At 67.9% G+C, this 18,947-nt stretch carries 18 protein-coding genes; 5 read left to right on the forward strand and 13 right to left on the reverse strand.

The window, feature by feature from the left end; translation table 11 throughout:
• Window positions 1–13: 13 nt before the first annotated feature.
• The 8 genes from ACFWX1_RS37725 to ACFWX1_RS37760 form a co-directional block, all read right to left on the reverse strand.
• On the reverse strand, window positions 14–727 hold the full coding sequence (locus ACFWX1_RS37725; protein WP_378394617.1) for a hypothetical protein: 714 nt from the start codon (window positions 725–727) through the stop codon (window positions 14–16).
• 166 nt (window positions 728–893) lie between these two features.
• Entirely contained in the window at window positions 894–1,409 is a 516-nt protein-coding gene (locus ACFWX1_RS37730; RefSeq protein ID WP_378394618.1) for a tyrosine-type recombinase/integrase, read from the reverse strand.
• A gap of 595 nt (window positions 1,410–2,004) precedes the next feature.
• On the reverse strand, window positions 2,005–2,340 hold the full coding sequence (locus ACFWX1_RS37735) for a hypothetical protein (RefSeq protein WP_378394619.1): 336 nt from the start codon (window positions 2,338–2,340) through the stop codon (window positions 2,005–2,007).
• 7 nt (window positions 2,341–2,347) lie between these two features.
• A complete protein-coding gene (locus ACFWX1_RS37740) occupies window positions 2,348–2,839 on the reverse strand; it encodes a hypothetical protein (protein WP_378394620.1) in 492 nt (163 codons plus the stop codon).
• Between the two features lie 201 nt (window positions 2,840–3,040).
• Window positions 3,041–3,700 (reverse strand): nuclear transport factor 2 family protein, encoded by a 660-nt coding sequence (locus ACFWX1_RS37745; RefSeq protein ID WP_378394621.1) that lies wholly within the window; start codon window positions 3,698–3,700, stop codon window positions 3,041–3,043.
• Between the two features lie 54 nt (window positions 3,701–3,754).
• A complete protein-coding gene (locus tag ACFWX1_RS37750; protein WP_378394622.1) occupies window positions 3,755–4,273 on the reverse strand; it encodes a hypothetical protein in 519 nt (172 codons plus the stop codon).
• 93 nt (window positions 4,274–4,366) lie between these two features.
• On the reverse strand, window positions 4,367–4,681 hold the full coding sequence (locus ACFWX1_RS37755; RefSeq protein ID WP_378394623.1) for a hypothetical protein: 315 nt from the start codon (window positions 4,679–4,681) through the stop codon (window positions 4,367–4,369).
• Between the two features lie 241 nt (window positions 4,682–4,922).
• Complete coding sequence (locus tag ACFWX1_RS37760) at window positions 4,923–6,113, reverse strand: cytochrome P450 (protein ID WP_378394624.1); 1,191 nt, start codon at window positions 6,111–6,113, stop codon at window positions 4,923–4,925.
• Window positions 6,114–6,400: 287 nt separating this feature from the next.
• Here ACFWX1_RS37760 and ACFWX1_RS37765 point away from each other — a divergent pair, with 287 nt between their 5' ends.
• From ACFWX1_RS37765 to ACFWX1_RS37775, 3 genes are read left to right on the forward strand one after another with little or no spacing between them, the layout of a single operon-like run.
• On the forward strand, window positions 6,401–7,177 hold the full coding sequence (locus ACFWX1_RS37765; RefSeq protein WP_378394625.1) for an NAD-dependent epimerase/dehydratase family protein: 777 nt from the start codon (window positions 6,401–6,403) through the stop codon (window positions 7,175–7,177).
• A 22-nt stretch (window positions 7,178–7,199) separates the two neighbouring features.
• Window positions 7,200–8,240, forward strand: a complete 1,041-nt coding sequence (locus ACFWX1_RS37770) for an aldo/keto reductase (RefSeq protein ID WP_378394626.1) — start codon at window positions 7,200–7,202, stop codon at window positions 8,238–8,240.
• A gap of 16 nt (window positions 8,241–8,256) precedes the next feature.
• Window positions 8,257–9,024 (forward strand): class I SAM-dependent methyltransferase, encoded by a 768-nt coding sequence (locus ACFWX1_RS37775; RefSeq protein ID WP_378394627.1) that lies wholly within the window; start codon window positions 8,257–8,259, stop codon window positions 9,022–9,024.
• Between the two features lie 90 nt (window positions 9,025–9,114).
• On the opposite strand, the gene surE is transcribed toward ACFWX1_RS37775, so the two are convergent.
• Both surE and ACFWX1_RS37785 read right to left on the reverse strand, forming a co-directional pair.
• On the reverse strand, window positions 9,115–10,092 hold the full coding sequence (gene surE, locus ACFWX1_RS37780; protein WP_378394628.1) for a 5'/3'-nucleotidase SurE: 978 nt from the start codon (window positions 10,090–10,092) through the stop codon (window positions 9,115–9,117).
• Window positions 10,093–10,094: 2 nt separating this feature from the next.
• Complete coding sequence (locus ACFWX1_RS37785) at window positions 10,095–11,258, reverse strand: glycosyltransferase (RefSeq protein WP_378394629.1); 1,164 nt, start codon at window positions 11,256–11,258, stop codon at window positions 10,095–10,097.
• A gap of 253 nt (window positions 11,259–11,511) precedes the next feature.
• On the opposite strand from ACFWX1_RS37785, the gene ACFWX1_RS37790 reads away from it, so the two are divergent.
• Complete coding sequence (locus ACFWX1_RS37790; RefSeq protein ID WP_378394630.1) at window positions 11,512–12,693, forward strand: cytochrome P450; 1,182 nt, start codon at window positions 11,512–11,514, stop codon at window positions 12,691–12,693.
• A 36-nt stretch (window positions 12,694–12,729) separates the two neighbouring features.
• Here the strand turns inward: ACFWX1_RS37790 and ACFWX1_RS37795 are convergent, their stop codons facing one another.
• The 3 genes from ACFWX1_RS37795 to ACFWX1_RS37805 are packed head-to-tail and all read right to left on the reverse strand — an operon-like array spanning window position 12,730 to window position 16,795.
• Entirely contained in the window at window positions 12,730–14,043 is a 1,314-nt protein-coding gene (locus ACFWX1_RS37795; protein WP_378394631.1) for a TfuA-like protein, read from the reverse strand.
• A gap of 12 nt (window positions 14,044–14,055) precedes the next feature.
• The gene (locus ACFWX1_RS37800) at window positions 14,056–15,285 is read right to left on the reverse strand and encodes a YcaO-like family protein (protein ID WP_378394637.1); all 1,230 of its coding nucleotides are present in this window, start codon (window positions 15,283–15,285) and stop codon (window positions 14,056–14,058) included.
• Between the two features lie 46 nt (window positions 15,286–15,331).
• Window positions 15,332–16,795, reverse strand: a complete 1,464-nt coding sequence (locus ACFWX1_RS37805; protein WP_378394632.1) for an MFS transporter — start codon at window positions 16,793–16,795, stop codon at window positions 15,332–15,334.
• Window positions 16,796–16,978: 183 nt separating this feature from the next.
• On the opposite strand from ACFWX1_RS37805, the gene ACFWX1_RS37810 reads away from it, so the two are divergent.
• On the forward strand, window positions 16,979–18,631 hold the full coding sequence (locus ACFWX1_RS37810) for an AMP-dependent synthetase/ligase (protein ID WP_378394633.1): 1,653 nt from the start codon (window positions 16,979–16,981) through the stop codon (window positions 18,629–18,631).
• Window positions 18,632–18,947: the final 316 nt, after the last annotated feature.

Here is an 18,947-nt window from a genome sequence, read left to right on the forward strand (position 1 = left end):
ACCCCCGTCTGGGCTACTCCTGTCCTACAGGAGCATTCTCCGTACGAACCAACGCCACCAAGTCCCTCGAAGCCCTCGCGCCGACACGCAGCTGCTTCCGAAGCGTCTCCGCGGAGATCGGACGTCGGTACCGTCGCCAATGCTCGACGTCCGCGCGCCGGGCCCGCTCAACGAGATCCTCATCAAGATTGACCATCCGCTGAGTTCCGCTTTCGGCGTGGGGACCACGCTGCCGAGCAACCGACTCCAGTGCCCCCTCGGCAGCGCCATCGCGCGCCCCTGCTCTCTCACAGCTGGCCAGCTGTGAGGAGCCGACCTCCTCCGTGGACGTGCTCAACGCGCGAAGCAGGCCAGGACCAGCCTCAGCCCAGCCGATCAGTAGGAGCGGACCGACCGAGTCGAACGCGGCCTTGCCCCACTGACCAGCGCACACCGGGTCAGCAACGTTCAGCAACAAGGTCACCACGCTCGCCGCCAGCAGCAGATGCCGTGCCGGCCGCAGCACGTCATCGCTGGCCCCGGACAAGGCCAGGTGCCGCGTACCGACGAGCAAGCCAAGCACCGTCAGATCAACAGCCGGCGCTACCAGCGGCGCCACGAACACCGGGACCTGCAGCTTCAACGCCAAACTCAACACGTTGCCGAACCCGAACAGAAAGGTCAGGCCGATGACCAGTCCCATCGTGATCGTGACCAACCGAGCAACTGCCTGTGAGCTGGCACTCATGACCGGCTCCCGCCCGAGCCCGGCAGCTCAAAACTCGCCTCGACCACCAACGTGCCGCTGAAAAGTCCCTGGTCAGCCCCGTTCCCATCCTTTGGTAGTCCTGCCGAGGGCACAGAGCCCCTGGTCACAAGGGTGACCAGGGGCTTCGTTCATGATCAACCCCCATTTAACCCCCATCTTTCGCCACGACGAGGGCCGGTCGATCCCCCAGCGCCGGGCCGCACAGCTCGCCGACGACGCCCCTGTCCATGTAGACATCTTGCGTGGTACTGGGCTTGTCGTGCCCGATGAAGTCGGCGATCTGGCGGGCGGTGAGCCCGGCGTCATCGAGCACCCCGGCGATGTAGTGGCACCAGTCGTGCGGATGCAGCCCCTCGAATTCGGTTCCTTCACCAACGCACCGGATGTACTTGCGCGTGTTGTCAGGATCACGCAGTGTGCCGCGCGCGGACGGAAAAACCCACGGCGATAACGATTCGGCAAACCGTCCCTTGAGGACGTCCATGCCCCACCCCGGAGGTCGGACACGCCGCATACCCGCCGGGCTCTTGGTGCAGGGCTGGACGATCAGCCCCACACCCTTGACACGGATCACGGTCCCGTGGAAGTCGATCGACATCTCGTAGTCGAGTGCGAGTAGCTCGCCGATGCGGCCGCCGAGCCCGGAGAACACGTCCTGCATGTCGACCAGGTCCCAGCACGCCGCATCCTCCGACTCGTGGAACAACCCGAGTGCACGCCCCCAGCGTGTGCGGGGCGACCCGGCTTGCTTGGGGATTCGATCTCGCGGACCGGGTTGTCGTCCAGGAGGTCGTGACGGACCATCAGGGCACACATGCCCGTCAGGACCGTGCGCGCCGGCTCGGCCGCCCCGCTCCCATGAGTGTCCCGAATGGACGTCAAGGCGCGGTTCACAATGGACACTTTGCGCAGGTCACTCACGCGGAGGTTGCCGACGCGGGATTCAGCCCGCCCATCCCCGCGGATCCGGGGTTGCCAGCACCGAACGAGCAGATCAGCGAGGCCCTTGACACGGCGGCGAGCACAGGTCCTCTCGGTGTGCAATGGACTGCGACCGCAGCACCTCTCGGTGAAGGAGAATTCATGGGCCTTCGGCCGTGTTGTACTGCGCGGTCAACGGTGCCTGCAACAACACCAACGGGTTAGGGCGGCAAACCAAGACGTTGCTGTCCACGCTCCGGAACCATCGCGACGAGTTGCACCGGTCCGTCGATGCCTTCACGGTGCGCTCGCACGATGTGGCGTCGCCCGTTCGATTACTCCGTGATGTGCAGCCAGCCGAATTCGCCCGGAGCTGGAAGGTCGCCACGCGCGTCGACGTCGTCCCGGATACGAGTAAGCCACCGGTCGGATGTTCCTTGCCACGCCTGAAAACCAGGTTCCCTCTCGGTAAGGTCGCCAACGCTGGCACTCCGGGCGAACAGGTCCCGGAACATTCGCTCGGCGACCTCAGTGATCTGCTGCAAGGTAGCGTTGGCACCGACTATGTTGCTCGCCGAGACGAAGATATAGTTTATGGGAACCCAGTCGTCGCGGGCGTAATCGGTGAAGTAGTCTAGATCTTCCTGGTACTTCTCATCGGCGGAATTCATTTGCCGGTCACCTCATGTGAAATTGCCTCATATCAACGCCGGACACATCGTTGATCTCAATGGTCGCACCACGCGATCCGCTGTACGTCCGGCAGGTAACCGTCTTCTTCGGATCATCGCTGATCTTCCAGTACTCGACTGTACCCTTCGGCGTCTTGATAATATCTGTCGGCGCGCCGAGCTGGTTGCGGAAACGTTGCCGGGCCTGGTTGAGCTGCTCCTCGCTGATAATGCGCACGCCTTTGCCGTCTTCCACGCCGAGCAGCTTGCCGCCCTCGTCCGTGACGGCGTCGTGTACCCGTTCGGCGCGTGCTTCGGGGGGGGGGTGCTGGCCGGGGTATTGGGCCCGTGTTCGCCGGGTGTGTGCGCCTCCGGCGTGCTTCTCCTTGCTGAGCACTCCCTTGGCGACTTTGCCTGCACTGAACAGCAGCAAGCCGCCGGTGATTTTGCCGAGCGCCCGGTCACCGTGTCCATTGGCCCAGTCGTCCCAGGCGACCATCTGCTTGAAGGTTGACAGCGACGATGAGCCCAGCCGATTCTTCCTGGCCCATCGCCAATCCGCGTACCGTATCGACAGCTTCTCGGTATGTTCGCCGCCCGCATCGCTGACTCGGCCAGGCTGCCACCTCTCACCGGGCGCTGAACCCGCCCGAGGTTGCGACGTCGGCCTGGACGTCGCGACCTCGGGCGGGAGGGGATCTCAGGCGGTGTGGCGCCTGCGGGCCTCGCCCCAGAGATCCTGCCCGGGGACCGGAACGATCTGCTGGTCCAGCAGCGCCGTGCCCTGGTAGACGAGATCGTGCGGGGCTCGCCGGCTGAACAGGGGAAACTCGACGGGCACCCCAGGATAGGCGTTCGGCACGACGAATTCGCGGGTGGCCTCGATGACGACCTGCCGGTGCAGGATGCGCCATTCGCCACCGCGGTTCTCGAACACGTCGAGGTAACGGCCCTCGCTCTGCTGGTCGATGTACCGGTCCGTGCCGTCCTCCAGCGGGATGTGGTGCACGACGTACCACTGGCATTCGACGAACGCCCGGTCGCCGTGCAGGTCGATGATCGGATTGCTGATCGAGTGCTGCGAGTTGCTGATCTCGGCCAGCAGCGGGATCACGTAGTCGGCGAACTCGTGCGCGTTGCCGTTGAAGAACCAGTGCACATCGGTCCCGTCCGGCCAGTAGCAGGACTTGAACAACGCGAGATCGCACCGGTCGGCCCCGCGGGCGTACCGGTACAGGATCTCGCGGATGGCCTCCCTGCCCTCCAGCACGTTCAACCGTGCTTCCAGTTTCGCGAGACGTTCCTCGTTCGTCTCGTTCGACGCGGCGTCCTCCGGTGAACCGGGCGCGGTGCTCGTCATCGAGCAACCTCCTTCGAGGGATGAAGATGGATCACTACCATGATCCTTCGACGATCATCCGACGGTGTAAAGGAAGTTGTCGTCTTCGAGGTCGTCGACGGGGTCGCCGGCCTCCCGCACCGGCGCGTCGCGAGCGGGATCGAACCTGCCGTCGCCGTCGTCGACCGTCAGCACCGCGCGCAACGAGTGGGAGCCCGGTCCCAGGACAGGCTGGAAAGTGATGGTGCCACCGCGATGCGCACCTGCTGGCACCGGTGCCGAACCGATCAGGTTTCCCGGCTGGTCGTACACGGCGACGTGCCCTGCCACGGGAAGGTCGGTGTCCTCGATCAGCACCCGGGCACCATCGCCCCGCTGGTCGTCGATGTCCAGTTCGGCGTGCGGGAACGGCACGGGTGCCGGCGGTTTCGCCGGGCGGCCGGTCACGGGGGCAGCGCCGGGCGAGGTCGCCCCGGGAGCCGGTGACGCCGAGGTGGGCGTCGCGCGTACTCCTCCGGCGCAGCCCCCGAGCAAGGCGGCGAGGAGGCCGGTCGACGTCACGGTCAGGACCACAGCGGCGCGTTTCTTCGTCATGCCGCCAAGATTCGCCGCCACAGCTGGAAGCAGGATGAACCGAGCATGAGGAAATCCTCATCGAGGCCCGCCACTGACACGCGGGCCGCGGCGTCAGTACCGCGGGTAGAGCTCCGGTCCGGGCAGGGCGCGGCCACCGTCACGGCGCCCGGCGTAATACAGCAGCGTCCGCGCCTGATCCCGGGATACCCCGAGGCAGCCGCACAACGTGCCGACCGTGGCACCGCGTCCGGCCAGGATGAGCCCGACGTAGAGCACCACCGGGGAGACACCCGGCGATTCGGTCACCAGGTTCGCCGGGAGCGAGCACAGCAGATCACATTCGAACTCCCGGCGGGCCTGTGCGAGCAGTTCCTCGTACCCGGCCCCGCGGCGACGGCGCAGGAACCGGGTCAGCACCGTCCACATCAGACTTCACCGCGCGGATGACGCGGGGCTGGTGTGGTCACCTCCACGGCACACTGGCCGACGCCGGACGAGGTGCTGGTCATGATGTCCTCCCGAAGGGTGGGCGAGCACGGTCGAGCTGCGACTGTGCGACGGACTCACGGCCCTCACCTCCTTCGGTCGTTCCGGCCTCCTCGTCCAGTAAACCCCAGTTCGCGGGCTACAGTCAAACAGTTGTGCAACTATTTGCGCGTTGGCGGCCTCAGTACTCGGGGGTGATCAGGAGGGGGAGCCTGTCCACCCCGGTCATGATGGCGATGTCCCGGAACGTCGGACCGTCCTCGGGATCCGTGCGCAGGTGCGGGAAACGGTCCAGCAGCATGTTCAGCGCGATGCGGCCTTCGGCGCGAGCCAGGGGGGCACCAAGGCAGAAGTGGATACCGCGGCCGAAGGAGAGGTGGTGGTTGGGGTCGCGGGCCGGATCGAAGGTGTGCGGGTCGCGGAACACGCGTTCGTCCCGGTTGGCGGCCGCGAGCCAGACCATCACCATCTCGTCGGCGGGGATGTGCTGCCCGCCCAGCTCCACGTCTTCGGTGGTGACACGCGAGACGGCGGTGAACGGCGGCAGCATCCGCAGGGATTCCTCGATCACGCCCGGTATCAGCGAACGGTCGGCGCGTGTCCTGGCCTGCCATTCCGGGAAGGCGTCCAGGCAGAGTACGGCGTTGCCCAGCAACATGGTCGTGGTGACGTATCCGGAGAGCAGCAGTACGAACCCGAAGTTCACCACCTCGGCGTCGGTGAGGCGTTCACCGTCGACCTCTGTCTCGACGAGCCTGGTGAGCAGGTCGTCCCGCGGCCGCACCCTGCGTTCCGCGACGTGTTCACTGACGTACCGGAGCACTTCGGCGGCCCCACCCAGATTCGCCTGCGGCGCCTTGCCTTCCTCGGTCTCGGCAAGCGAGATTTCCTTGTGGTCCCGGAACATCATGTCCACCCACTGCTGGAACAGCGGGCGGTCCTCGCCCGGCACCCCCAGCAGTTCGGCGATGACGATCAACGGCAGCGGGTAGGCCAGGTCCTCGACCATGTCGAACTTGTCGTGCCCGGCGACCCGGTCGAGCAGCTCGCCCGTCAGCTCGACGATCCGCGGTTCCAGCCCCGTCACCGACTTCGGCGTGAACACCCGGCTCACCATCTTGCGGAGCCTGGTGTGCGGTGCCCCGTCCATCTGGAGCAGGTTCGCCACATTGAGCCGCTCGTCGACCGCGACCTTCCGCTGCACCTCCGAGGAGAACGTCGCCGGAGCGTTCAGAACCTGCAACGACTCCGCGTGACCGTAGACGCCCCACACCTTCGTCACCGGATCGAGCGCGACGACGTCGGCCGGTTTCTCCTCGCGCAGCCAGAACTGCGACGGATGAGCACCCCGGATGCCGGCGACTGCGACCATGTTGTTCCCCTTCGGACGGAACGATTTCGAACCGGCTGAGAGCACGGCCCTCGGATCACCTTCATTAGGTGACCGGCAGTCCAGCATTGCGGCCGATCGAGGGGTAAGCACATCCCTCGTTCTGGTGGCCTTGGCGGCAAACGCGTGTTGTTCCGGCCGAGTCACCGCTACCCACGTTGGTGATGCCTCCGGCGAGTGGTCTGGGCAAGACTGAAGATCCAACGGACTGCCGTCAGCGCGATGGGTCTGTTTCCAGCACCGGTGTTGCCAGCGTTGAAGGAGCCCCGATGGAGGTCATGGGTAGCGGCTTCCTCGCTGCCAACCTCGCCACTCTCGCGACCTCCCATCCCGGGGTCGTGGTCGCCGCGTTCGGGGTGTCTGTCGCCTCCGGGATCCCCGAAGCGGACTTCGCGCGGGAAGCCACGCGTTTGTACGAACTGATTTCCCGCTGTGAGCGGCGACAGGAGAAACTGGTGTTCTTCTCCACCGCGTCGGCCGCCATGTACTCGATGTCGGGGGAAACGGGCAGGGAGGACGGCCCGGTCTTTCCCTCGACCGCATACGGCAGGCACAACCTGGCGCTGGAAGCGGTTCTCGCCGCTTCGCCCGTCGACTATCTCGTCCTCCGGCTGACCCACGTCGTCGGTCCCGCGCAGCACGCGCAGATGCTGGTGCCCAGCCTGGTGCGGCAGATCCAGTCGGGGGTGGTCCGGCTCCACCGTGGCGCGCGGCGGGATCTCATCGACGTCGCCGATCTGGTCACGGTCGTGGACCGGCTGCTCGCCACGGGCGTCAGCCGCACCGTCGTCAATGTCGCCTCCGGAACCGCGGTTCCCATCGAACGGCTCGTGGACCACATCGAAGCCGAACTCGGGGTCCGGGCGGACCGCGAATACGTCAGCGACGTGACGAGCCGGCCGGTGTCCATCGCCAGATTGCGTGGCCTCGTACCGGAGATCGCGCGGATCGGGGGCGAGGACTACTACCGGAGAGTGCTCAGCAAGTACCTCGGGGAGTACGCCGCCTGCCGGACGCCCGCGACCGCCACAGCCACCACGACCTGACGAATCCACGGGGACGCCCTTCATGACATTCGCCGTTGAAGCGCTCGACCGGACCGACCGTCCGAGCGGCCGTGACCGGTTCTACACGCAGCTGGGACGGACCGGCCTGAAGATCAGTCGTCTCGCATTGGGTACCGTGAACTTCGGCGGCCGGGTCGAGGAGCCGGAGGCCCATCGGCTGATGGATCACGCGCTGGCGCGCGGCATCAACTTCGTGGACACCGCGAACATGTACGGCTGGCGTGTCTACAAAGGATATACCGAAGAGGTCATCGGGCGGTGGCTGGCGGCGAGCCCGTCGCGAAGGGACGACGTCGTACTGGCCACCAAAGTCGGCAACGAGATCGGCCCCGGCCCCAACGACCAGGGCCTGTCCGCCCGGCACATCATCGCCGCCTGCGAGGCGTCGCTACGCCGGCTGGGCACCGACTGGATCGATCTGTACCAGATGCACCTTGTCGACCACACCAGCAGCTGGGACGAGGTGTGGCAGGCCATGGAACAGCTTGTCGGCCAAGGAAAAGTCCGGTACGTCGGCTCGTCCAACTTCGCGGGCTGGAACATCGCCGCCGCGCAGGAATCCGCCAGGAACCGTCACTTCCTCGGGCTGGCGTCCGAACAGTGCGGGTACAACCTGGTGACCCGGTTCCCGGAGCTGGAGGTGCTTCCGGCGGCACAGGCCTACGGCGTCGCGGTGCTCGTCTGGTCCCCGCTGCACGGCGGGCTGCTCGGCGGCGCCCTCCGCAAACTGGCGGAAGGGACCGCGGTCAAGTCCGCGCAGGGCCGCGCGGCCGCCGCGCTGGCCGAGCTGCGCGACACCATCGCGGAATACGAACGGTTCTGCCGCGAGATCGGCCGCGAGCCCGCCGAGGCCGGGCTCGCGTGGGTGCTGTCCCGCCCGGGAGTGACCGGCGCGGTCATCGGGCCGCGCACGGAGGGCCACGTCGACGGCGCGATCGAGGCACTGGAAACTCCGCTGTCCGAGGCGGAAATCGCCGGGCTCGACGCCCTGTTCCCCCCTGCGGGCCGGGGCGGACCCGCGCCGCAGGCCTGGCTGTCCTGACGCTGAAGGGAAACGCATGACCGAACACAAGGACCCGCGCGTCCTGCCGCATGAATCACCGCAGGAGAAAGTGGTCCGGGAACGGCTCACGAAACTCCTGACCGAGACGCCGATCCCGCCCGTGTACCTGATCGACAATCTTCCGGTGTATCTGCGGCGCCACCAGCTCGCCGACCTGCTGACCATGGACGCGCTCTACCGGGAGCTGCTCGACCTCCCCGGGGTGATCATGGAATTCGGCGTCCTGCACGGACGGCATCTCGCGATTCTTTCCGCGCTGCGCGGCATTCACGAGCCGTACAACTCCTTCCGCCGGATCATCGGTTTCGACACCTTCACCGGGTTTCCGGACCTCTCCGAGATCGACCAGGTGAGCCCGAGCGCGGCGGTCGGCCGGTTCGCCGTCCCCCACGACGAAGTGGACCACCTACGCGAAGTGCTCGACGCGCACGAAGCGGGCGATCCCGTCTCGCACGTCCAACGGACCTTCGTCGTCCAAGGCGACGTGCGGAAGACTGTTCCTCAGTATCTGGAAGAGAATCCCGAGACCGTCATCGGGATGGCCTTCTTCGACCTCGATCTCTACGAACCGACCCGCGACGTGTTCGAGGCGATCCGCCCGCATCTGGCCAAGGGCAGCATCATTGCCTTCGACGAGCTCGGCCACCCGCGGTGGCCCGGCGTCACCACCGCGCTCCGCGAGACGCTCGGCCTCGAGAACCTGAGGTTGCGGCAGCTTCCCCACCGGGAACAGCCCGTGATCTACGCGAAGTGGGGCGAATGACGTCGCCTACCTGGAAAACGCCCTGACGCGAATGCGCCGTCGGAGACGAGTGAACGTCTCCGACGGCGCTTCGCGTCAAGGGGCTTCCGGTTATCCAGGCAGGCGGCCGGTGTAGCCACGGTGGACGGCCACCGCCGACACACTCACGTAGCCGTCGAACAAGGCCTTCGTATCGCTGTCGTTCTCGAACTCCGGCGGTGGCGTCACCGGGTTGTACGACAACTGGTAGGTCCCGTCTCCCGTCGGCTGGTAGCTCACCCAGCCCTGCGCCACCCCTCCCACCGACGTCCAGCGCACCGGCGACGGCCCGGAGCCGGGCCGCACGTCCGGCTGGTTTACGTTCACCAGCACCATGTCCCGCACAAGCGACCACAGCCGGCGCGCGGCGAGCAGCCGGATGACGACGTCGGCAGCGGCCTCATAGGTTTCCGTCGCCGGTGGAGGCGCGACGCGCGTGCCGGCGCTGACCGCCACGGCGGCCACTCCCCGCTCGACCGCGGCGCTGGCCGCGCCGACCGTGCCGGACCTGTTGACCCAGAAGTCCGTGTTCGGCCCCGCGTTGATCCCGGAAACGACCAGGTCCGGTCCCGCGTTCCAGCCGAGACGCCGCGGCAGCACGGCGGTCAGCGCGAGATCGACCGCGTCCGCCGGGGTGACCGACCGGCTGGCGGGACCACACGGGGCGCTGCCCTCGCATACGCCCAGCACCAGCCCGCGCGCGGACGTGTTCGCGCAGTCGGCGGAGAACTCGGCGGGCACCGCCAACGGGGCGGTGGCGGACACGACGCCGACCCCCGCCGTGGCCCGGCTCTGCCCGCCCTGCTGGGCCCATGGACCGACGATCGCCACGTCGGCTCCGGCCCGGCACAATGCCCGCCGGAGCACGTACAGCCCTCGCCCGTCCGATCCGTCGGGCTTCGCCGCCTGGACCGAGTCGTCGTTGGCCAGCAGAATCTTCTTGCCCGCCAACGAAACCGGCTGCTCGGACCGCGGGCTGGCCTGCGCGGGCACAGCCACCGACAGGACCACCACCGCCGCGACCGCGGCGCGCAAGGCCTTGAACCGCATCGCTACCTCCCCTGCCCGGCCGCGGAGGAGTGGACGAGCCGCTCGACGCGCCTGGCCACTTCGGACGGCAGCGGCAACGCGGCGATCTCCTTGGCGAGCCCGGCCGCGGCCGCGGCGTAGCCGGGATCGGAGAGGATCTCCTGGCACTTCTCGGCGACGAGCTCGGTGGTGGCTTGCTCCGGGAAGAGCATCAGCCCGGCGCCCGCCTCGACGAGGCGGCGTGCCATCTCGGTCTGGCGGTACTGCCCGGGATCGGGGATCAGGACCTGGGGCACCCCGAAGCTCAACGCCGTCATCAGGGTGCTGCCACCGGACTGGTGCACCAGGACGTCACAGGTGGGCGCGAGGATGTCGAGCGGCGCCCAGCCCATCCGGACGTTCTCGCCGAGGCGTTCCCGCAGGACGGGGACGGCGGCGTCGGAGACGGCCAACGCCACTTCGGCGTCGAGAGTGACGAGGTTCTTGACGAGGCCTTCGACGTAGTCGTACTGGTTGTAGTCCGCCACGGTCGTCCCGACGGTGACACCGATCCGGGCGCCCGCCCCCTTGGTGTACATCCACGGTTCCAGCCGGGTCTGCGAGTTGCCCGGGATCCACCGCATCATCTGCGCGGGTGTGGTCTCCGGCGCGCGCAGGCTCGGCGGCACGATCTCGATCATCAGATCGGGTTCGGGAAGACCGTCGAAACCGAGTTCCGCGAGCTCCTCGCGCAACTGGTGCGCCGCCCCCGCGTCGAACAGCTTCGTGGGGTGGATGTCCCAGGCCTGCCGCACATACGGGACACCGAGACGGGCCGCCAGCAGCGGCGCGCTGTAGGCCAGCATGCCCCCGATGACGACGTCCGGGCGCCAGTCCCGCGCGAACGCCAGCAGCGCGTCGAGGGGCTTGATTTCGATGAGCGCGAACCACCGGCCCGCCATGTACTCCCGTTCGACGGCGTCCTCCGGCAGCCCGCCCAGCCCCGCGTCGGCGATCATCTGGTGCCGGGTCAGTCCCGGCTCCATGACCGGCAGGGCGGGCAGTCCCGCCGCCGCGACCACCGGGATCACGTCGTCGTCGGCGGTGGTCACCACTACCTGATGCCCCGCGTCGCGCAGCGCTGTCGCGAGCGAAACATGAGCGAAGAACGTCGACGGGGCGAGCCCGGCGAGAATGATGACCTTCAACGAGTCCTCCTGGCGGCAGTCCATGTCGGCCGGTCCCCGGGCAACGCCCGCCCGGAACGATAGGGAAGAAACGACCGGCCGAGCATCCCTCAACCTGATAAGGCCGGGCGGCGGCCCTACCAGGCTTGGGGATGCCGAGCGGTGCGTGCCCGGTTAATCTGGCCAGCGGAAAACACCGCGTCGGGGCGGCTCGAAAACTGCCGGGGAACACGCCAGGCATTCGTGCTCGATCTGATTCCGGGAGCTGGAATACATGACCGACGTGATTTCCTTCGACACGCACCAGCAGCACATCTGGATTCACGGGGAGCGCCCGCCCGCGCCGCTCCGCTTCGATGAGGCCACGGGCATCCAGCATGTGTACGGGCATCGCGAGGCGATGGAGGTCATGGGGGATCCCATCACCTTCTCCAGCGATTTCCAGCGTCTGTTCCCGGCCGAGTTCAAGTTCGGGAAGGAGCTGACCGACGGCAACATGGTGCGGATGGATCCTCCCGGGCACACGAAGCTGCGCAAGATCGTCAACCGCGCGTTCACGCCGCGGCTCGTCGCCGACCTGGAACCGCACATCGTCACGCTCACCAACGAGCTGCTGGACGAGGTCGGCGACGCGGACCGCGTGGATCTGGTGGACGCGTTCGCCTATCCGCTGCCGATCATCGTGATCGCCGAACTGCTCGGCGTTCCGCCGTCCGACCGGGACTGGTTCAAGCAGCTGATGCGCACGGAGCTGTACAGCAGCCGGGACGCGCTGCTGGACTTCGAAAGCGAGGTCGAGCGGCGGCTCGCCGACATCCGGCAGGTCCGCGCCTATCTCGCCGAACACGCCGCCGAACGGCGGCACACCCCGCGCGGCGACCTGCTCACCCTGCTGGTCGAGGCGGAGGTGGACGGCGAACGGCTCAGCGACGACCAGGTGGTCAACTTCGCCAACCTGCTGCTGATCGCCGGGCACATCACCACCACGTCGCTGATCGGCAACACCGTTCTGGTGCTGGCCGACAACCCCGCGCAGGCCGCGCGGATCCGCGCCGACCGGACGCTGGTGCCGGGCGCGATCGAGGAATCGCTGCGGATGTACCCGCCGTTCCAGCGCATCCTCCGGGCGACCATGCGCGACACGGAACTGGGCGGGCACGAGATCCCGCGCGACCGGCTGGTCTCGGTGTGGCTGGGCGCGGCGAACCGCGACGAGAGCGTCTTCTCCGATCCCCACGTGTTCGACCCGGCCCGCGATCCCAAGCCGCACCTCGCCTGGGGACGCGGTGCGCACTTCTGCCTCGGCACGCCGCTGAGCAGGCTGGAGGGCCGGATCGCGCTGAACATCCTGTTCGACCGCTATCCGAAACTGCGCATCGACCCGGAACGGCCGCCGACCTTCCTGCCCTCCCCCGACTTCACGTCCGTACGGGAACTGCCGGTCGTTCTCCGCTAGCCGGTGTGGTGCCGCCGACGACGTCCACCCGCCGCTTCACGCCGCCTGCGCGGGACGTTCACTCATCGCCACGAACGCGCGTGCCGCGATGAAGTACGGCCGTGCCTGCTCGCGGAACTCCTCGAGTGAACGGAATCCGCGGTCGAGCACGTGGGTCGCCAGTTCCCCGGTACGCCACAACGCGGCGAACGTCGTGTCGAGCACGTCGGCAGGAATGTCGCCGGGATGGAACTTCGGGTTGAGCTGAACGGCCTGATTGCTCAGGCGGAGCAGTCTTGTGCTCTGTTCGGTCAATGCGGCCAGGTCGGGAATCAGCTCGGGAGGGATCCCGTCGTAGACGAGCCGCCCCGAGCGACGCCGGAACGTGCGCACGAGCACCCGGATCGCGCGGTCGTGCTTGGTGAGCGTGGCCGGTTCGCCCTCGGCGAGGATCCCCCGGCGGACGAGTTCCTCCGGGGACAGCGCGTCCAGCCAGGCCGGGAGGAACGTGTCGCCCCCGACCTCCGGATACTCGGGCCGCAGATGGGCCAGCACATGCGCGGTGTGGCGGTCCGGGAAGTCCGGGAGGAACAGCTGTGCGCAGGCGAGCACCTGGCGCCGGGTCGGGCCTTCGGGATCGGCGGTGGCCGGGGTGTGCTGGAGGCTCCACTCCTTTCGCCAGGTGGTGACCGGCACCTCGACGTCCCGCGCCGGTGGCGCCGGCGCGTTTTCGGCGAGAAGACCGCGGACCGCGTCCTCGGCATCGGTGCGCTTGACGTCGCTCAGCCGGTCGCCGCGCAACACGTCGACGACGAGCCGCATCGGGCCGGCGAGCCCTCGTTTCCCCGCCGACGCCAGCAGGTTCGCGTTGGTGCGGGTGGTGAAATGCAGTGACCGGGCGAGTTCGACGACCTTCGAGGCCTCGGCAGGATCGAGCCGGCCGACGGCGACCAGACTGTCGGTGACGCCGAGAATGCTCACGATCGCCTGGGTGAAGGCACGGAAGCCGACCTCGGCATCGCCGTGCGTGAGCGCCACGTCGGCGTCGGAGATCAAGCGGCCGTCCCGGTACCAGGCGAAGACCGTGCCCAAACCGGTGACACCGTGGCCCTGGTGTTCGGCCGCGCGCAGGGCGCCGAGGCTCGCCGTCCCGTAGAGGGGGACACCGGCCGCGTACAGGTCGAGGATTTCCTTGTGCCGCACCGGCGCGGTGTGCTGATAGACACCATCGACGATGAGGACGGCGTCCCCGGCACCGGGCCGGAGACGGTAGAGATCGCCGTGCGCGATCGGCGGATGCGGGCACACCCCGGCCAGTTCGAGCACGGACGAGCCGGACAGCGAGGGGCCGGCGAAGACGTGGATCGTCATGGGGTTCCTTGGCTACTCCTGCGCGGAGGCCTGCGCCAGCCGCGGCTTCGTGTCTTCCGGCTCGGGGTAGCGGGGCAGGTCCTCGCTCGCCTCGTGCTGTGCCTCGGGCAGCCCCGGCGCGACCACCTTGCAGACCGCGAAAGGCTCCCCTGGCGGGGTCATGTCGACGCGCAGCACCGGCCGGCCTGACATGACACTCACCTGGGCGGCCAGCCAGGCGAGCACCTCCCCGCTCGGCACGCGGGCGCCCACCGACGGCCGGGAGATCTCGCTCCACGACCGGTTCGGTTCGACGGTCACCGGCGGGACCGGGTAGCGCACTCCCCGGTACGCCCCGCTGCCGATGTCCTCGCGGGTCCCGCTGATCACCGACATGCGGCTCTGGACCGCCTCGGTCAGGGCTCGCTGCACGGCGATCTCGGGCAGGAAGTGGCTCCCGGATCCGGCGTAGAGCCCCGGCATGTCGGGACTCCAGACGAACGCGGCGAACGTCGACACGCCCGACACGGTCGAGCAGTCCACGACCTCCACCCAGAAGTCGAGCTCGTGCAACCGCTCGATGAGTTCCCGGCTCCAGCACTCGGGCAGGGTCCGGAGATCCACCACTCTGCGTTGCCGGATGGGCGTTTCCGCCATACCGGCCGTCGAGAACCGTTCGATGACTTCGAGCAGCGCGTGGATCGTGGCTTCCGCGAGGTTGTTCCCACTGGCCAGTCCGTTGGCCGAACAGAACTGGGTGGGCGGTCGCCACGTACCGTCGGCGATGCCGTCCATGGCGACCGCGCGGAGCGGGACGAAGGTCGGCGCCCCGTCCCCCAGCGCGACGGCGGGCACCCACCGCAGCGGGAAGCGATCGGAGATGACCGAGCGCTCGGTGGGGGTGATTTCCGTTGTGGTGTACGGAAGATCGAGCTCTTCGGCCGCCGCGACGAAGGCGTCGGGAGTGCTGAAGTACCGCTCGCAGACGGACATCTCGATGGCCTCCATGACCGCCGACAGCCGGGCGAGCAAGGGCGTGGCGCCCTTGCCCTGGCTGACACCCACGGTGGTGGCGAGCGGCCGCACGGCCATGTACACCGGCATACCGACGATGTCGAGCCCGGTGAGCTCGGCGACCCTGGTGATCCCGTAGTCACGCAGCCTGGGGCGCACGAGCTCCCAGGTGTCCTCGGGAGAACGGTCCCGCAACGTGCCGGGGAGAACGACAGGGCCACCGCCCGACGTGCCGTGCGTACGTACCATCACTGTCCATTCCTGTGAGCCACCAACGCTTCCCGCGTGCGACGCCCTAACGTCCGGCGACCGCGCCCTCGCTCTCCACCGGTGCGGCAGCCGGGTCCGCGGGTTCGGTGGCGGCTCGCCGCGCCTTCCGCAGGAGCACCGCGGAGAGCAGGCCGGTGGCCACGGCGAGCCCGGCACCGACGGTGAGGGCCGCGCCGACCCCGTCGGTCAGCGACGTCAGCGAGTCACTGCCCCGCCCGGTCGACCGCCCGGTGGCCGCCGCCGCGACGGAGCTGAGCGCCGCCAGCCCGATCGCGCCGCCCAGTTGCTGGGTGACGTTGACCAGACCCGAAGCCAGGCCGGCGCTGTCCGCGGGTGCCTCCGCGGTGGCGGCGATCATCAGGGCGACGACGCTGAGCGTCGCACCGATCGAGGTGATGGTCAGCGGAGCGAGCACGTCGGCGAAGTAGTTGCCGCCCACGCCTACCTGAGCCAGCCAGAGCAGGCCCGCCGCGGCGATCACGCTCCCGGCCGCCGCCGGGATCCGGTAGCCGATCCGGCTGACCAGGTTGCCGGCGTGGGTGCCCAGCAGGGTGAAGCACAACGCCGCCGGCATCTGCGCCAATCCGGCCTGCAGCGGCGTGAATCCCAGCACCAGCTGCACGTACAGGGTGAGGAGGAAGAACATCGGCATGATCGCGCCCTGGGTGAGCAGCGTGAGACCGTTGCCGTTGCGCAGCGACGCGATCCGGAAGATGCGTAGCGAGATGAGCGGGTGGCTGCTGCGTGCCTCGATCGCGACGAACGCGCCGAGCAGTACCACGGCCGCGGCGAAAAGGCCGAGAGTCTGGGCGGTGGCCCAGCCCGCGGTCTGCGCGTTGAACAACGCGTACACCGTCAGCGAAACGCCTCCGGTGACCGTGACGGCTCCGGCGAGGTCGAACGTACGCTGGCTCGCGTCCTTCGCCTCGGGAAGCAGCCGCGGCGCCAGCAGGACGACCACGGCCACGATCGGGAGGTTGACCCAGAACACCGCCTGCCAGCCGAACCATTCGGTGAGCAGACCGCCGAGGACGTACCCGGTGGCGGCGCCCGCGGCGGCCACCGCGCCCCAGATACCGAGCGCCTTGTTCCGCTCCTTCTGCCCGGTGAACAGGGTCATGACCAAGGCGAGCGCGGCGGGTGAAACCGTTGCCGCGCCCACACCCTGCACCACGCGGGCGACGATCAGCCACAGCGGCGAGCCGGCGAGCGCGCCGGCCAGCGATCCGACCGCGAACAGCGCCAAGCCGACGATGAACATCCGGCGGCGTCCCAGAATGTCGCCCGCCCGGCCACCGAGCAGCAGCAGGCCACCGAAGGCGAGCGCGTAGGCGTTCGTGACCCAAGGCAGGCTTTCGGGCGTGAATCCGACGCCCGATTCCATCGAGGGGGCGGCAATGATCACGATCGCGGTGTCGACGACGAGTACGAACTGGGTCATGGCCAACAGCGCGAGCGCGAGCCAGTGCCGAGTAGGTGGTGACGACATGGCATCTCCTGAGGTTGCCGATTTTTCCGGGATGTGCGAGCCCCTATTTCCGTTTATTATGCGCCGCCCGGCCTCGGATTCTTTCTTCGTGGTTGCTCAGCCTGGCAAAGCAATCCAAGAGACGCTTCGCCCGCACTCCGTGCCGAATGCTCACAAAGCCGCTGACCTGAGGAGACCACGGAAATGTCGCGAGCCAGAACCTTCCCCGAGGCGTTCCAGCAGACCGTGGCAGCACACCCGGACGACATCGCGTTGCGCACACCGGGCGACGTCGTCCAGCTGACCTGGAAACGCTACGGCGACGAGGTGCGCAGGATCGCCGGCGGGTTGGCGGCACTGGGCCTGAAGCGGGGCGACACGTTCACCGCGATGCTGACCAACCGTCCCGAGTTCAACCTGACCGAGGTCGCGGCCTCCCATCTCGGCGCCACCACCTTGTCCATCTACAACACGAGTTCGCCGGAGCAGATCGGCTACCTGCTCACCCACTCCGATACGAGGATCATGGTCTGCGAACGGCAATTCGCCGACCGCGTCAAGGAATCCGGTGCCCCGCTGGACCACCTCCTGATCGTCGAGGACGGCGATCTGGACCTGCTGGGGCCGGAACCGGGTTTCGATTTCGAGGCCACGTGGCGGGCGGTGGCACCCGACGACCTCCTGTGCCTGATCTACACCTCGGGGACGACCGGGCCGCCCAAGGGCGTCGAGCACACCCACCGGGGCTGGCTCCGGATGATCGACGCGATCGCCACCATCTGGCCGATGGAGGCGGGCGACACGACGATTTCCTATCTGCCGTCCAGCCATTCGGGTGACCGGTTCTTCCGGCACTATTACCCCATCGTGCGCGGTGGCCAGGTCACCTGCCTCGCCGATCCCGCCAAGCTGGCGGAGACCATCGCCGAATTGCACCCGACCACGTTCGCGGCCGTGCCACGGACCTGGGAGAAACTCAAGGCAGGCGTCGAGCGGGAAGTGCTGGCCGCCCCCGGAACCGCGGCCGCGTTCGAGGCGGGCGATCCGCGGCTGCTGGACACGATCCGCGCCGAGGCCGGCTACGACCGCATGAAATGGGCACTGACCGGCACCGCGGCGATCGCCGAGCACGTCTACGCCTTCTGGGAAAGGCTCGGCGTCGCGGTCAGCGTCGGCTGGGGCATGACGGAATGCGGTTTCGGCGCGGGATCGTCGCCGTCGGATTCGAAGATCGGCACCATCGGAAGGCTTGCCCCTGGCGCCGAAGCGCGTATCGCGGAGGACCACGAGCTGCTGGTGCGCATGCCGTGGATGATGCGGGGCTACCGCAAGGACCCGGTGAAGACCGCGGAAGCACTCGGCCGGGACGGCTGGCTGCGCACCGGCGATCTCGCCACTGTGGACGATCAGGGGAACTACCGCATCATCGGCCGTAAGAAGGAACTGATCGTCAATTCCGGCGGCAAGAACATGTCGCCGAGCAATATCGAACACGCCATCAAGGCGGGTTCGCCGCTGATCGGGCCGATGATGGCCTACGGCGACGACAAGCCGTACAACGTCGCGTTGATCACCCTCGACCCGGAGGCCGCCGCGGCCTTCGCCGCCGAAACCGCCGCTGCGGCGGATCCGGCCGTCCTCGCCCATGACGAGCGGGTACTGGAGAAGATCCGGGCCAGTGTCCAGGCCGGGAACCGGAAACTGTCCCGGATCGAGCAGATCAAGAGGTTCCGGGTGCTGCCGGAGTTCTGGGAAGCCGGCGGCGACGAGCTGACCACGACGATGAAGCTCAAGCGCGACGTCATCGCGAAGAAGTACGCAGCCGAAATCGAGGCCTTGTACGGCCAAGCGGGCTGACGCACCACTCGCACCCACCACCCGCACCCCAAGGGACCCTTCCTCGCACCGAGCGCGAGGAAGGGTCCCTTTTCGTATGCGCGAAAGCCACCGGTCCGCGCACGCACGTACTCGGCCGGCCACCGAAACACGCGCATCGCACGCAATCCATGAGTAGTTTTCCACCTCCAGCGGGTGCATTATTTATATAGCAACCAGGCATTCTTCACACCGGACACCAGGAGGAAACCATGTTGGACATCACCAAGATCTCCGACGCCGAACTGCTCGCCACCGCCGGCGCCGAGTCCGTCGACTTCGCCCACGTCACCGTCGC

The sequence above is a fragment of the Amycolatopsis sp. NPDC059021 genome, from assembly GCF_042739895.1.
Lineage (GTDB): Bacteria > Actinomycetota > Actinomycetes > Mycobacteriales > Pseudonocardiaceae > Amycolatopsis.